The sequence below is a fragment of the Flavobacterium sp. MR2016-29 genome (assembly GCF_015350695.1).
Classification (GTDB): Bacteria; Bacteroidota; Bacteroidia; order Flavobacteriales; family Flavobacteriaceae; genus Flavobacterium.
In genome coordinates this window covers 441,494-455,871 of sequence record NZ_JADKPU010000002.1, presented here as the reverse complement: position 1 = coordinate 455,871, position 14,378 = coordinate 441,494, and the positions used below count along the sequence as shown (strand labels likewise).

Here is a 14,378-nt window from a genome sequence, read left to right as displayed (position 1 = left end):
CATAATGTTTTTACGAGTAGCTTTTAAATCTACGTTTTTAGATTGTCAACCTAAGATACAAAATTTAAAATCAATTTATGCTGGCTTTGAACATTTTAAGTTCATCCCACGTAAATTCATCTCCATGTTTTTCTTTTAATCCGTTCAAAGATTCTTCCTGATAAAACTCAAAAGCATCACGAAGTGCCAAGATTTTATCGTACGGCAGCACATCAGAAATATCAACTTTTTTGGCTTGAATCAATTTGACTAAGTGCATTTCGATGGTTTGGACTGTGAGTTTTCGAATACGTGCAATATCTTCAATAGAATTTTTCTCGAGCCAAAGTTCATGCGTTTCTTCTACAGTGGTCTTTTTTATGGATTTTGGCTCATTTTTATCGAGTTTTTTCGCCACGTAACGCACAACAGGTTCATCGAGTTTAAAAATATCAGTATTGCTCATATTAAACTCCTCCCGAATTTTCGAAATTTTATCCGTTTTGAAATTCTTAATCTCGGGTGATGTTAGTTTTTCTTTAGAAATTGGTTCTCCAGCCACCACAATTTCTATAAGCAGTTTGGCTTTCATTAAACGCAAAACGGCTTTCGTTTGAAGATCATCTAGAAAAGCTAATTCTTCATAAAACTCTTTTACTTTTTTAAATTTCTGAATTTCAGCCATTTTCTGTAAAAGATCTGTTACCAACTTATCCATTGGCTTAAAGAAATAATCGTATGCCGCCACTACCCTTTCCTGCACAAAAAATAAATCTACAGTTTCTTTATTAAAAATTTTATTGAGCTGCTGGATAAATTTTTGAGCTGGATCTACGAGTGAATCCATTATTTCTAAACGTTTATGTGCCCAAGCAGAATGTTTTGCTTTTTCTGAATTTACGGCATTTTCATTATAACTAAAACGATGATTACGCCATTCTTGAGCGAGATCTGTCCAATTAAAACTGTTAATCAAATAGTTATGAATAAAATTTTTAGTTTCGAAATGCAAAGAATGCTTTAAAACTTCTTCGGTAGCTTTGTTCAAAGCGTAGTCCATTACATCTTGATCGTTAGAAATGCCATTCATTTGTATCGGAGAAAGCAAAATAAGCCCATTTAAAGACGTTAAACGCGATAATGCTACATATGCCTGTCCTGGCAAAAAAACTTGCGATACATCAAGCGCTGCTTTCTCAAAAGTTAAACCTTGACTTTTATGAACCGTAATTGCCCAAGCCAATTTGATTGGATAATGCGCAAAAGTGCCTAAAACTTCTTCTTCAATCTCTTTTGTGAGCTCATTTACTTTATAACGTATATTTTTCCACTCGTATTTTTCAACTTCAATTGTTTTGTTCTCTTCCGGAAAATGCACGAAGATTTCTTCTGGTGAAAGTGACTTGATAACGCCCATTTTTCCATTAAAATAGCGCTTTTCAAAAGATAAATCATTCTTTACGAACATAATCTGAGCACCTACTTTTAGTTTTAAATTTTCTTCAACCGGAAAAATTTTCTCTGGAAAATCACCCACCACAAAAGGCTGAAAAGTATATTCATTTCCTGCTAAATCACTAATTGCCTGTTCGTTCATAGAATCAGCCTTCGCATTATGCGTCGTTAATGTGATGTAGCCCTTATTATTTTTTAAATCGAAATCTGGTTTTACATATTCGTTTAAAATCTCAATATCCTGAGGTGTAATCTGATTGTTTCGAAGATTGTTCAAAACAGATATAAATTTATCATCTGTCTGGCGGTAAATCTTAGATAATTCGATATACAACGGTGGATTTTGCTGCATTACATGCGAATGAAAAAAGAATTTTCCTTTATAAAAATTGCGTAAAGTGCGCCATTCTTCATCCCGAATTACTGGTGGCAGCTGCAATAAATCGCCAATAAAAAGCACCTGAACGCCTCCAAAAGCGCGTGTGTTTTTACGGACTGTCTGCATCATAAAATCTATAGCATCCAGCAAATCAGCACGAAGCATACTTACTTCATCAATAATCAGCAACTCCATGTTTTTTATGACATTTCGCTTGACATTATTCATTTTGAAATGTCTTCTCAACGTTTCTTTATTCTCAAATTTTACTGTTTCAGTAAACTGTGAATTATTCTCATACGAAGGAATAAAAGCCGAAAATGGCAGTTGAAACATCGAATGAATCGTTACACCGCCAGCATTTAAGGCCGCAATTCCAGTAGGCGCTACAACTACAGTGTTTTTGTGAGTGGTGGCGATAATTTCGCGCAAAAGAGTGGTTTTACCTGTTCCGGCTTTACCAGTCAGAAAGATAGATTTTTGTGTTTGATTAATGAATTGTAAGGTGTAAGCTGCTGCTTCTGAAACGTTTTGCATTTGGCGTATATTGAAAACTAAAAGTATCGCATTTTTATAAAAGAAAAAACCTAAATCTCTTAAGATTTAGGTTTTTAAATAGTTAGTTAACTTGGCAGTTATTTTTTAGCCTCTTCTTTAGGAGCATCTGTTTTTGGAGTTGCTTTGTATTTTTCATTCAAAGCTTTAATCAAATCTTTTGTGATATCAAACTTCTCCTCTGCATACAAAATAGTTGCAGCATCTCCTGTTCCGTAAATATAAGAGTAACCGTTTTTCTTTCCGTAGTCTTTAATGAATTTTTTAACTCCACTTATCAAAGAATCTCTTTCTACACCAATTTCTTGTTGCAATTGTTGAGATAAAGCTTGTTGAGCATAACCCAACTGCTGCTCTCTTTTTTGCAGTTCCGCACCTCTTTGTTGTGCCCAAGCCTGACCATTAGCTTGTGCTTGACTTTGAAAATTAGCAGCGTCTTGTTTAAAACGAGTAATTTCGGCTTGTAATTGTCTTCCCTTTTCTTCTGCTTGAGCTTTGTATTTAGCTTCAAGATCTTTTGATTCATTGTACTCATTCATCAAAACTGAAGTATCTACGTAAGCTGTTTTTACTTCCTTAACTTCCGTTGCCTTATTACACGAAACAACTAAAATTGAAAGTGCGATAATTACTAATGCTTTTTTCATTTTCTAAATTTCTAATTTTTTTTTAAGTATTGAAGACAAAAATATAAAAAAATAAATAGCATTGACATAAAGTTTAAAAAATGCTAGAATTTTATGATATTGTTTTTATTTATGGAAAGAAAAATGTCAATAATTCAACACTATTAAAACTGGCTTTAATAGCTTTTATTAGAAACAACTTCTCAAAAAAGCCATATTTCCACCTCAATCAAGGCAAAAAAACAGCTTAAATACGCTTAAATTACGTTTTGCTTGTTTTTTAAGATGTAAATATGCGATGAATACTCTTTTGTACTGCTCGCCTTCAAATTTGACGTTAAGCCGACAAAAAATGCCCTGACGAAATTCATTTTTCCGGTTTTGTATTTTTCAGATAACAAACTCACATAAAAAGAATCAAATTTCATTGGAAGTACTTTTTCTAACTTCATGTCGACTTTTTCAAAAAGAGATTGAATGGCTTTTTTTGAGAAATGCCAAAAGTGAATCGGCACGTCAAAAGCTGCCCAAAATTCTTTATAATGTTTTGCGTCGTACGATTTAAAATTTGGAACCGCAACAATTAATGTTCCAGTTGGTTTTAATAGTCGTTTCAATTCCTGAATTTGAAGTTCTAAATTTGGAACGTGTTCTAAAACATGCCACATTGTAATCACGTCAAAAGAATTACTTTCAAGATCGCTAATTTCATTTACAAAAGAAATTCCTTTTTGAATTGCAATATTTTTTGCTCTCTCACTTGGTTCTACTCCAACAGTTTCCCAGCCATCATTTTTTGCTGTTAATAAAAAATCTCCTGTCCCGGCACCAATGTCTAAAATTCTGCCTTTGCGAGATTGTTCTTTATTGATCAAATTTAGTTTATTCTTTAAGGCAATATTTTTTACAAAATGATATGCTTTTTCAAATAATGAACGTTTATTATCTGTATGCGAAATATAATCCTCGCTTTCATAATATTTTCCTAGATTTTCTAAATTAGGTTGTGGCGATGTAATCAGCATGTCTAAATTTTCGTCATGATACAATTCGAAAATTTCTTTAGAAACAGAATGGTCTTTTACAGTAAGAAAATGTTTTTTGTTTAAAACGTCCATTTTTAATTTTAAGTGTTTTTGGTTTAATTTTATAGTAAACCCCAAAATAGAAAAATTTATTTTAGGGCTCATTTTTATATTTTATTCAGCGTCTCCAATTTATTTTTACAGCCGACATTTTTTCGTTTTCAATTCTTATTTCTGTCAAAACAGTAAAACCATTTTTTAGATAAAACGGCATAGGAGATTTATAAAATTCATTATTTTGTTTTACTTCATTTTCATGATCAATAACCCAACCATTCAAATTAGTATTTTTATTTTTTATTTCATTAATCAAAAGTGAACCATTCCCTTTGCCTTGAATTTTGCTATTCAAAATTATAGCAAACCAATCTTCATCTTCTCTCAAAAAAGTAAATGTCCAACCTATAATTTTATTTGAATCGTCAAAAAGCAAATAATGTTTTGTGCTTGAAATTCCATTGAAATACAATTCAAAATCTTCACTTGTCTTCAAATGTAATCTTGCCGGATATTCGTCATTCCAAAGTTGTCGTAAAAATTCTTTTTCTTCTTTAGATAAAATTTCCTTTTCAACAATTTTCATATCATGAATAGTTTCACGTGGAACAATTTGAATTTGTTTCAAGTTTCAAGTTTCAGGTTTCAGGTTTCAGGTTTCACTATACTTAATATCAGATTAAAGTTTTCGATTCCAACAAACTTGAAACTTGAAACTTGAAACCTGAAACTTGAAACCAAAAAATCTATCTCCCCATATAAATCAATAAAACTGAAATATCACTTGGTGACACTCCGCTTATTCTTGAAGCTTGAGAAATTGTTACGGGACGAATCTTGCTTAATTTTTGTTTTGCTTCAATCGACATTGATTTTATTTTATTGTAATCGAAATTTTCCGGAATTTTCACCTCTTCTAAACGAGTTAGTTTATCAGCGTTATTTCTTTCCTTTTCGATATATCCAGAATATTTAACCTGAATTTCGGCTTGCTCTAAAATTTCCTGATCAACATCATTAGCCTCTATATATTCTTTTACTTTCTCAAATTTCATCATATCCTCTAAATCAATTTGAGGACGTGAGAAAACTTTAAACATTTTATCACCTTGCGTAATCAGAGCTGTTTCTTTGGATTCCAAAATCGGATTCGTTTCTGCAATACTTACACTTGTTTCTTTAAAGAAAGCAACCATCTTTTCAGATTCATTTAATTTCTTTTCCATTCGGCGTAAACGTTTCTCAGAAGCAAGACCAATTTCATACGACATTGGTGTTAATCTGAAATCAGCATTATCTTGACGCAACAATGTTCTGTATTCTGCTCTCGACGTAAACATACGATACGGTTCTTCCGTACCTTTCGTAATCAAGTCGTCAATCAAAACTCCAATGTATGCTTCATCACGTTTTAGAATTAAAGGTGCTTTTTCATGCACTTTTAAGTGCGCATTAATTCCGGCCATCAATCCTTGCGAAGCTGCTTCTTCGTATCCAGTCGTTCCATTAATTTGTCCGGCGAAATACAAACCTTCAACCAACTTCGTTTCCAAAGTGTGTTTCAATTGTGTTGGCGGGAAATAATCATATTCAATTGCATATCCAGGACGAAAGAATTTCACTTTCTCAAATCCAGCAACAGAACTCAAAGCTTTGAATTGAATATCTTCCGGAAGCGAAGTTGAGAATCCGTTTACATAAACTTCACAAGTATTCCATCCTTCCGGTTCTACAAATAATTGGTGACGCTCTTTATCTGCAAAACGATTAATCTTATCTTCAATCGAAGGACAATACCTTGGTCCAAGACTTTTGATTCTTCCATTAAACATTGGCGAACGATCAAAACCCTCTCTCAAAATATCATGAACTTGCAATGAAGTATATGTCATGTGACAAGATCTTTGATGCGTTAACGGAACCGTCAAATCCGAATAAGAAAACTTATCCGGTTTTGCATCTCCTTTTTCTTCGTTCATTTTTGAATAATCCAAAGAACGTCCATCAACTCTTGGCGGCGTTCCCGTTTTCATTCGTCCCGCTTCAAAACCTGCTTTGACTAAATCTTCTGTAATTCCAGTTGCAGCGCTTTCGCCTGCTCTTCCTCCTCCAAATTGTTTTTCTCCAATATGAATCAAACCATTTAAAAAAGTTCCGTTTGTCAACACAACAGATTTAGATCGAATCTCAACTCCAAGCGAAGTTATGATTCCTTTTATTTTTCCATTTTCAATAATCAAACCCTTTACCATTTCTTGGTAGAAATCCAAATTAGGAGTTCCCTCCAGCATCATTCTCCATTCTTCAGCGAAACGCATTCTGTCACTTTGAACTCTTGGCGACCACATTGCAGGTCCTTTTGATTTGTTCAACATTTTGAATTGAATTGCAGTTCTGTCTGAAACAATTCCAGAGTATCCTCCAAGCGCATCAATCTCACGCACAATTTGTCCTTTCGCAATTCCACCCATTGCTGGGTTGCAAGACATCTGTGCAATGTTTTGCAGGCTCATGGTAACCAATAAGGTTTTTGATCCTAAATTCGCGGCCGCTGCCGCGGCTTCAGATCCAGCATGACCTGCACCAACTACAATAACATCGTATTCTTCTAAAAACATTTTGTTTTATTATTCTCTGCAAACCGTTTAAGGCGGTTTTCAGAATTAACTTAATTTTTTTTGTTCCACGTGGAACGATCAGAGTTTCATGTTTTGAGTTTCAAGTTTCAGGTTTCAAGTTTCAGGTTTCAGGTTAATGTTCCTGCTCTATTAAAGTTCCACGTGGAACATTTCTTAAACATTATAAAAACTTCAGTTTACTTAAACTTGAAACGTTTCACGTGGAATATTTCAAAGCTTAAGTTTGAAATATGTTTTAGTTGAAACATTAAACTCTTTTATTGTAAAAACGTTTCACGTGGAACATTTACTTTATTCAAAAATGAAACTTTAAACATGAACTTTAAATTTAAAACTTTAAACTTTAAACTTGAAACCTGAAACTTGAAACCTGAAACTTGAAACCTGAAACTTGAAACTCTAAACCTAAAACATAATTCTACTGTTCCACGTGAAACATAGCTATTTTTTCGTCTTCTTTCGAACGCATTAATTCAGCATCTTTTTCTGATTTATCTTTATATCCACAGTAGTGTAAAACACCATGAGCCAACACGCGCTTTAATTCTTCTTCAAAAGAAACATTAAAATCTTTAGCGTTGTCCTCTACTCTTTCTACAGAAACAAATATATCTCCGTTGAGTTCATTTCCCACTGTGTAATCAAAACTGATAATATCAGTTAAAGTATCGTGGTTTAAATATTCTACATTGATTTTATGAAGATACTCGTCATCACAAAATATGTAATTTATCTCGCCTTCGTTTTTATTTTCAGAAACAATCACAGCACTTAACCAATCAGAAAATGCTTGTTCGTTATCTAAAGTAAAATCGGTTTCGTAATTAAAATTGATCATTTTGTATTAAAATATTCTTGAACCTTTTGATTAAAATTCGAGCGCAAAGGTAGTGATTGTCTGTTTAATATCTCAACACTGTTTAAATATTCCAATAATGAGTTTGGTAATGCATTGGAGCGATTAGAAAATTCTGTCTTATTCGTTTCAGATTGACGCTTTGTATCCTGACCTTGTTGTTGAACAGCATTGTTTAATTTTAATAATTCTTGTTGAATATTTAAAATTCTTTGAAGGTTTTCATTTTTAAAACCTTTGTTTAAAAGTTGTTTTTCTGATTGCTTCATTTGATCAATAACAGATTTTCCTTGAGAATCTAATCCCTTCTTCGCTAATTCTTTTTGCAAAGCTTCACGAAGCTTTACTTGTTCTTTGTATATTTCCATTATAGCTTCTGCATCACCTTCTCCATCATTTCCATCTTTACCATCGCTGCCTTTTCCTTCATTTCCCTTTCCACCATTCTTATTTCCTTGTCCGTCTTTTCCTTGTCCATCTTTTCCTTGTCCTTGTTTCCCTTCACCACTTTGTTGTCCTTGTTGACCTTCGCCGGGTTTGTTTCCTTCTTTCATTCCTTGCTTCATTTTGTCTCCAAGCCCTTTTTGTTTTTGAATGATATCTGGCAACTGCATTCCTTGTCCGTCTCCTGGTTTAGGTTTTCCAGAACCTGGTTTTGACATAGACATTTGCATGTTGTTTAATAAATCACTCAAAAAATCAGCCAACTTATTTGCAGATGAAGTTGCATATTGCTGGTGCGAAACTCCTTTTGGAACTTGAACATCGGTTAAAGTTTCAATAGCTTTATCAATATTGTACTGTACATTTCCAATTTCTTTAGTTACATCTTCAGCCACTTTAGGATTACGAAGTGAGAGTGCAAACAAACTGTCGTCTACATAACGAAACTGTTGTTTTAAATTTTGCTGAATTTTTATGTTCTTCGTATAGGCAGAAGAACCTAATTTCATCGATTTAAATTGTTTCATCACGTCTTCCTGCGATAAAGAATACGCTAAAAGATTATCTAGAATCTGACGTAACATTGCAACATCTTCTTCTAATTGTTCCTGCTCGCCACCCTCCATACTTTGATCCATTTGCTGTGCCATGCTTTTCATTTTCTTAGAAGCACTTTTTTGTTTTGGCTTTGCGGAAGCATTGTTTTTTTTACCTAATTCTTCTGAAGCTTTTTGCAAATCATTCTGTACATCTTTTTCTTTTGAAGCATCAGAAGGAAGGTCTAAAGGAGATTTTAAAGTTTTATTTTCATCTTTTAAGTCTTTTAAATCTTCCTGGATTTTATCGAATTCTTTATTAATTTCATCTTGCTTTTCTTTTGTATTCTCTTTTTCTTTATCTGAAAGCTGTTCTTGTTTCTCAGAAAGTTTATCTAATTTTTCAGCAACTTGTTCTGCTTTCTTAGACACATAAAAACGTTTGGTCAGTTCAACCAATTGTTCCAAATTACGAGATTGGTTTTTACTGATTTGTTTGAACTTTTCCATTTTATCAAACAGTTCTTCACTGTTTAATTTATCATTTAAGTTCTTCAATTCATCTAAAAGTTTTTGATTTTTCTCTAAATCTTTCTCGGCATTATCTAAACGTTTTTGCAAATCATCTGCCGTTTTATCTTTTTTATCGTCTTTGAATTTATCTAAATTCTTATTCATTTTCTCAGAAAACTGTTTCATTAATTCGTCTTGCTGTTTCTGGCGCTTGATAAAATCGTTAATCTTTTGCTGATCTTTAAATTCTAAATTGTCTTTTTCTTTTCCAGTATTCTGAATCTTATCCATCTCAGAAAATTGCTTTTCCTGATTCTTTAAAGATTTAGATAAGCTATTAATATTTTGATTTTGCTGTTGCAGTTCTAAATCATGAACTTCATCAGTAGTAGAAACTCTATCTGAAAAAACAGATGACTTTGTACTCTTAAAACCGTGTGGTGCATCGTTATCAAAAACTTCAAAATAGTATTCATATGATACTCCTTCTTCAACTGGCAAATTACTTGGGAAAGAAAAAACGAACTGATCAAAGACTGCTTGCTTTACCGGAATGGTTCCACGCTTGGCAGTGTTTGGTTTGTTACGTTCATAATATACCACTTGCAATTTTGACAATCCATAGTCATCTCCCAATCTGCCCAAAACATAATTCTTATCCAGCTTTAAACTGTCTGGAGCAGTACTCACATTGATAGTTGGATGCTGATCTTTAATCACTGACAGCTGATAATTAAGCTTTTCGTAGTTTTTAACCTTATTGTTAGATGTAAGAATTTGATATTCTGTGTTTTGACTGATACTTTTAGCTAATTTAAATTCATTTTCAGCCTTATTGAACTTAAAAGTTGCTTTATCCTCTTTCCATACTATTTCCTGAGTAGATTGTGTATTCATTTTCCAGGTAACTAAAGTTCCTTCAGGCACAATTGCATTTCCAGTTCCTTGAATGATTTCTGATTTTTTCTTTAGATAAGATGGGAAATTCAACACCATTTCAAAGTTGGCAATTGAGGGAACCGTGATTACTTTCAACTCATATTCCGCAGATGAAACTGAATTTCCTTCAAAATAAAACTCAATATTTTCAACTGGCTTTTCAATCTTGAATTCAAACTTTCCTGGTTGAGATGATTCCATAAAATAACTTTCATCACCAATATGAATCATTACATTTTCAGGAACTACATTTCCAACTGATTCCATTTTGATAACGAAATCTTTGTTTTGTTCTGTTTGCAAATTAGAATTTAAAACCACGAATTTGAAAGGAGCCGGAGGCAAAAATGTAGCATTGAAATGCACTACTCTATTTAAACTTTGAGAAATAATATTACTGTTTCCTGAAATGTAAAACACGGCAAAAAGCAAAATTGGGATAATTGCTAATGGCAAATATTTTTTGTTTGATTTAAAATTGACAGCATTTCCAAACGGAATTGGCTGCAATGAATTTGCTTTTTGTTCTATTGAAGCCAACATTAATTCTGAACTTTCGGCGGAATTTTCAGAAGCTGAAAGCTGCAAAAAGTTAGTTAGTTTATCGCTTACTTCTGTAAAATGATTTCCTATAATTTTCGAAGCCTGATTATAATCAATTCCTTTTTGAAGTTTGAACAACTTGAAAATTGGAAACAAAATAAATCGAAATAAAAGAAAAACTTCTACTCCTATAAAAAGCCAAAATAACAATGTTCTTCCTGTTGGTTTTAGCCAAAGGAAATACTCAATAAAAAGCGTGAACAAAAAATACAATAATCCAAAACCGGTAAAAAGAAGTATTCCTTTTATCAATTCATTCGTGTAATATTTTTTAATAAAAGCCTCTAACTTTAAATATATAGCAGATGTTGTTTTCAAAATAAAATCTCTTATGATTATAACCTATAAAAGTAGTAATTTTAATTAGATAATGATCAATGAGATAAATAGTCAATAAGCTATAAACAAAACATTATCTCATTAAACTCATTTTCTAATTTTCTAATTAGAGTTGTATCTTTGCATCAAAATTTAAACAAATGTCAAAGCAAGTTCGTGTGCGTTTTGCACCAAGTCCAACAGGACCTTTACATATTGGCGGTGTTCGTACTGCCCTATTTAATTATTTATTTGCCAAAAAAAACAATGGTGTTTTTTATTTAAGAATTGAAGATACAGATCAGACTCGTTTTGTTCCAGGTGCTGAAGCTTATATCATGGAAGCACTAGAATGGTTAGGAATTGCTCCAGAAGAAACCGTTGGAAAAAACGAAAAATTTGGTCCGTACAGACAAAGTGATCGTAAAGATTTATACCAAACTTATGCTGATCAATTGATCAATTCGGGTTGGGCGTATTATGCTTTTGATACTCCAGAAGCTTTAGATGCACATAGAAAACAACATGAAGCAGAAGGAAAGACATTTATTTACAATCATCATAATCGTGAAAAACTAGATACCTCTTTAGTCATTTCTGCTGAAGAAGTTTCTAAAAGAATTGCAAATGGAGAGCATTATGTAATCCGTTTTAAAACGCCGGTAGATGAAACTTTACATCTAAAAGATATCATTCGTGGCGATGTAAAATTTGAAACTAATCTTCTAGACGATAAAGTTTTATTTAAAAGTGACGGAATGCCAACCTATCACTTAGCGAATATTGCGGATGATCATTTGATGGAAACCTCACATGTAATTCGTGGTGAAGAATGGCTGCCATCGATGCCACTTCACGTTTTATTATACAGAGCTTTTGGCTGGGATGCTCCCGAATTTGCACATTTACCTTTGATTTTGAAACCAGTTGGAAATGGAAAATTATCAAAAAGAGATGGAGACAAATTAGGATTTCCTGTGTTTCCTCTTGAATGGAAAACGGAAGAAGGCATTTCATCTGGTTACAGAGAGAAAGGATTTTTTCCAGAAGCAGTTGTAAACTTCCTTGCTTTGTTAGGTTGGAATGATGGAACTGATAAAGAGTTGTTTTCATTAGAAGAACTTGTTGAATCTTTTGACTTAAACAGAGTTCATAAATCTGGAGCAAAATTTGATCCAGAGAAAAACAAATGGTTCAATCATCAATATTTAATCAAACAAAATGATGCTGATTTAGCGAAAAGCTTCTCTCCTATTTTGATTGAAAAAGGTGTTGATATATCTAAATATGATGTTACAAGAATTGTTTCATTGATAAAAGAACGCGCTCATTTTGTATCTGAATTTTGGGATCTAACAGATTTCTTTTTCCAGGCGCCAACATCGTATGATGAAAAAGCAAGCAAAAACTGGAAGGAAGAAACTCCAGCTTTAATGCAGGAATTGATCTCGACTCTTGAATATATTGACGGTTTTGATTCAGCAAATATTGAAGCAATCGTAAAAGATTGGTTAACTAAAAATGAAATTGGAATGGGCAAAGTAATGCAGCCTTTCCGACTAAGTTTGGTTGGCGCTTTAAAAGGCCCTCACCTTTTTGACATTGTAGAAATAATCGGAAAAGAAGAAACTATTTCGAGAATTCAAAAAGCTATAACTACATTATAATTAAAATTCGATTTATATACAAATGCTAAGAAACATCTAAAAAATGTTCTTAGCGTTTTTTTATATTTTAAAAATTTAAATAAGGAGAATTTTCGTAATTTACCAGATCAAAATCTAAATCAATATCACCATGAATCCAGTACTTATTATCTTTTTAGTCCTCGCTTTCTTTATTTTCATGTCTTCCTTTTTTACTGTTAAACAGCAATCATCTGTTGTAATCGAAAGATTTGGTAAATTCTTAAGTGTGAGAAATTCAGGACTACAATTAAAAATTCCAATAGTTGACAGATTGGCCGGACGTGTAAATCTTAAAATTCAACAGTTAGATGTTATTATCGAAACCAAAACCAAAGACAACGTTTTTATCAAAATGAAAGTTTCGGTTCAGTTTAAAGTAATTCAGGAAAAAGTATACGATGCTTTTTATAAATTAGAATATCCACACGATCAGATTACAGCTTATGTTTTTGATGTCGTTCGTACTGAAGTTCCTAAACTAAAATTGGATGACGTTTTTGAAAGAAAAGACGATATCGCCATTGCAGTAAAAAGAGAATTGAACGAAGCAATGACAACTTACGGATATGATATCATCAATACTTTGGTTACTGATATTGATCCGGATATTCAGGTAAAAAATGCAATGAACAGAATCAACGCAGCCGACAGAGAAAAAACTGCAGCTGAATTTGAAGCTGAAAGTTCAAGAATCAGAATCGTTGCAAAAGCAAAAGCTGAAGCCGAAAGTAAGCGTTTGCAAGGTCAGGGTATTGCAGATCAGCGTCGTGAAATTGCAAGAGGATTGGTAGAAAGTGTTGAAGTTTTAAATAATGTTGGAATTAATTCTCAAGAAGCTTCTGCCCTAATTGTTGTTACACAGCATTATGATACATTGCAAGCAATTGGAGCTGATGCAAATTCGAACTTAATTTTACTTCCAAATTCTCCACAAGCCGGAAGTGATATGCTAAATAATATGGTTGCATCGTTTACAGCTTCAAACCAGGTTGGTGAAATGATGAAGAAAAACAATAAAAAAATTGAAAAACCAAAACCAATTCAGCCACAATCAGGTTATGAAGATGACATTCAACCTGAAACAAAATAATGACAAAAAACAAAAAAGAGGCTTAATTGCCTCTTTTTTTATTTATAAACCAATTGATCGCAAAAGGTAAAATCGATTGCAAAATCTTTGGATAGTTGTTAGAAAAATAATCTTTATAAGAAGAAAAAAAGCCGTTTACAATTTTTTGTGGTGTGATGCTTTCTTTCGTTTTCTGAAAACTTAAAACTAATTTTTGATAATTAATATCTTTTTGGAGTTTCAAAATTTCTAAATCTCTTTCGATTTCTGCGTATGATGAGTATTTTTTTGGCTCCATAAATTAGTCGTTAAAAAAGATTTCTGAAAATTTCTCCAAAATAGGACCTTCTACAAATTTGTCTTTTATAAAGAAAAGTAAAATTGTAAAAACAAGATAGATCCCTCCTACTGTCAAAAATCCAAGTGCATTGCTTTCAAATAAAGATGCAAAACCGTACGCTGCCGCAAAAGATCCAAAAATCAAAACCATACTAAAGCACAATAAGATCAATGTAAATTTAAAAATTAAAGTTGTTGATTTCATGGCAACCTTAAAACCCCAAAGTTTATAATACGCTAAATGACTATCTAGATAAACTTTAGCTTGATCTTGAATATTTTCAGTGTTTTCTTTTAACTCTTCAAAAGCCATATTTATTATTTTGATTAAAAAAACTCAGAATTGCTTCTGAGTTTT

11 protein-coding genes are annotated in these 14,378 nt (G+C 32.6%); 2 read left to right on the top strand and 9 right to left on the bottom strand.

The window, feature by feature from the left end; genetic code table 11:
• Positions 1 to 70: 70 nt before the first annotated feature.
• The 7 genes from IR010_RS07900 to IR010_RS07870 all read right to left on the bottom strand — a co-directional run bounded on the left by IR010_RS07900 (position 71) and on the right by IR010_RS07870 (position 10,924).
• Positions 71 to 2,350, bottom strand: a complete 2,280-nt coding sequence (locus IR010_RS07900) for a helix-turn-helix domain-containing protein (RefSeq protein WP_194602944.1) — start codon at positions 2,348 to 2,350, stop codon at positions 71 to 73.
• A gap of 98 nt (positions 2,351 to 2,448) precedes the next feature.
• A complete protein-coding gene (locus IR010_RS07895; protein WP_194602942.1) occupies positions 2,449 to 3,015 on the bottom strand; it encodes an OmpH family outer membrane protein in 567 nt (188 codons plus the stop codon).
• A gap of 236 nt (positions 3,016 to 3,251) precedes the next feature.
• On the bottom strand, positions 3,252 to 4,112 hold the full coding sequence (locus IR010_RS07890) for a class I SAM-dependent methyltransferase (RefSeq protein ID WP_194602938.1): 861 nt from the start codon (positions 4,110 to 4,112) through the stop codon (positions 3,252 to 3,254).
• Between the two features lie 85 nt (positions 4,113 to 4,197).
• Positions 4,198 to 4,704: a GNAT family N-acetyltransferase gene (locus IR010_RS07885; protein WP_228515125.1), complete on the bottom strand. Its 507-nt coding sequence runs from the start codon at positions 4,702 to 4,704 to the stop codon at positions 4,198 to 4,200.
• 118 nt (positions 4,705 to 4,822) lie between these two features.
• Positions 4,823 to 6,694 carry a tRNA uridine-5-carboxymethylaminomethyl(34) synthesis enzyme MnmG gene (gene mnmG, locus IR010_RS07880; protein WP_194602936.1) on the bottom strand — a complete coding sequence of 624 codons (1,872 nt, stop codon included), beginning with the start codon at positions 6,692 to 6,694 and terminating at the stop codon, positions 4,823 to 4,825.
• A gap of 439 nt (positions 6,695 to 7,133) precedes the next feature.
• The gene (gene ybeY / locus IR010_RS07875; RefSeq protein ID WP_194567562.1) at positions 7,134 to 7,553 is read right to left on the bottom strand and encodes an rRNA maturation RNase YbeY; all 420 of its coding nucleotides are present in this window, start codon (positions 7,551 to 7,553) and stop codon (positions 7,134 to 7,136) included.
• Positions 7,550 to 10,924 (bottom strand): coiled-coil domain-containing protein, encoded by a 3,375-nt coding sequence (locus tag IR010_RS07870; protein WP_194602933.1) that lies wholly within the window; start codon positions 10,922 to 10,924, stop codon positions 7,550 to 7,552. The genes ybeY and IR010_RS07870 overlap by 4 nt, the downstream gene beginning before the upstream one ends.
• A 161-nt stretch (positions 10,925 to 11,085) precedes the next feature.
• Here IR010_RS07870 and gltX point away from each other — a divergent pair, with 161 nt between their 5' ends.
• Both gltX and IR010_RS07860 read left to right on the top strand, forming a co-directional pair.
• Complete coding sequence (gltX, locus tag IR010_RS07865; RefSeq protein ID WP_194602930.1) at positions 11,086 to 12,591, top strand: glutamate--tRNA ligase; 1,506 nt, start codon at positions 11,086 to 11,088, stop codon at positions 12,589 to 12,591.
• A 130-nt stretch (positions 12,592 to 12,721) separates the two neighbouring features.
• Positions 12,722 to 13,702 (top strand): SPFH domain-containing protein, encoded by a 981-nt coding sequence (locus IR010_RS07860; RefSeq protein ID WP_194602928.1) that lies wholly within the window; start codon positions 12,722 to 12,724, stop codon positions 13,700 to 13,702.
• Positions 13,703 to 13,724: 22 nt separating this feature from the next.
• Here the strand turns inward: IR010_RS07860 and IR010_RS07855 are convergent, their stop codons facing one another.
• Both IR010_RS07855 and IR010_RS07850 read right to left on the bottom strand, forming a co-directional pair.
• Positions 13,725 to 13,979: a DUF6327 family protein gene (locus IR010_RS07855; RefSeq protein ID WP_029271331.1), complete on the bottom strand. Its 255-nt coding sequence runs from the start codon at positions 13,977 to 13,979 to the stop codon at positions 13,725 to 13,727.
• Between the two features lie 3 nt (positions 13,980 to 13,982).
• Complete coding sequence (locus IR010_RS07850) at positions 13,983 to 14,333, bottom strand: competence protein (RefSeq protein ID WP_194567568.1); 351 nt, start codon at positions 14,331 to 14,333, stop codon at positions 13,983 to 13,985.
• Between the last annotated feature and the right edge of the window lie 45 nt (positions 14,334 to 14,378).

What these genes read in the sequence shown, in the direction of transcription:
- IR010_RS07855 (WP_029271331.1), bottom strand. Translation starts at nt 13,979, where the DNA reads ATGGAGCCAAAAAAATACTCATCATACGCAGAAATCGAAAGAGATTTA.
- ybeY (WP_194567562.1), bottom strand. Translation starts at nt 7,553, where the DNA reads ATGATCAATTTTAATTACGAAACCGATTTTACTTTAGATAACGAACAA.
- IR010_RS07850 (WP_194567568.1), bottom strand. Translation starts at nt 14,333, where the DNA reads ATGGCTTTTGAAGAGTTAAAAGAAAACACTGAAAATATTCAAGATCAA.
- mnmG (WP_194602936.1), bottom strand. Translation starts at nt 6,694, where the DNA reads ATGTTTTTAGAAGAATACGATGTTATTGTAGTTGGTGCAGGTCATGCT.
- IR010_RS07900 (WP_194602944.1), bottom strand. Translation starts at nt 2,350, where the DNA reads ATGCAAAACGTTTCAGAAGCAGCAGCTTACACCTTACAATTCATTAAT.
- IR010_RS07895 (WP_194602942.1), bottom strand. Translation starts at nt 3,015, where the DNA reads ATGAAAAAAGCATTAGTAATTATCGCACTTTCAATTTTAGTTGTTTCG.
- IR010_RS07890 (WP_194602938.1), bottom strand. Translation starts at nt 4,112, where the DNA reads ATGGACGTTTTAAACAAAAAACATTTTCTTACTGTAAAAGACCATTCT.
- gltX (WP_194602930.1), top strand. Translation starts at nt 11,086, where the DNA reads ATGTCAAAGCAAGTTCGTGTGCGTTTTGCACCAAGTCCAACAGGACCT.
- IR010_RS07860 (WP_194602928.1), top strand. Translation starts at nt 12,722, where the DNA reads ATGAATCCAGTACTTATTATCTTTTTAGTCCTCGCTTTCTTTATTTTC.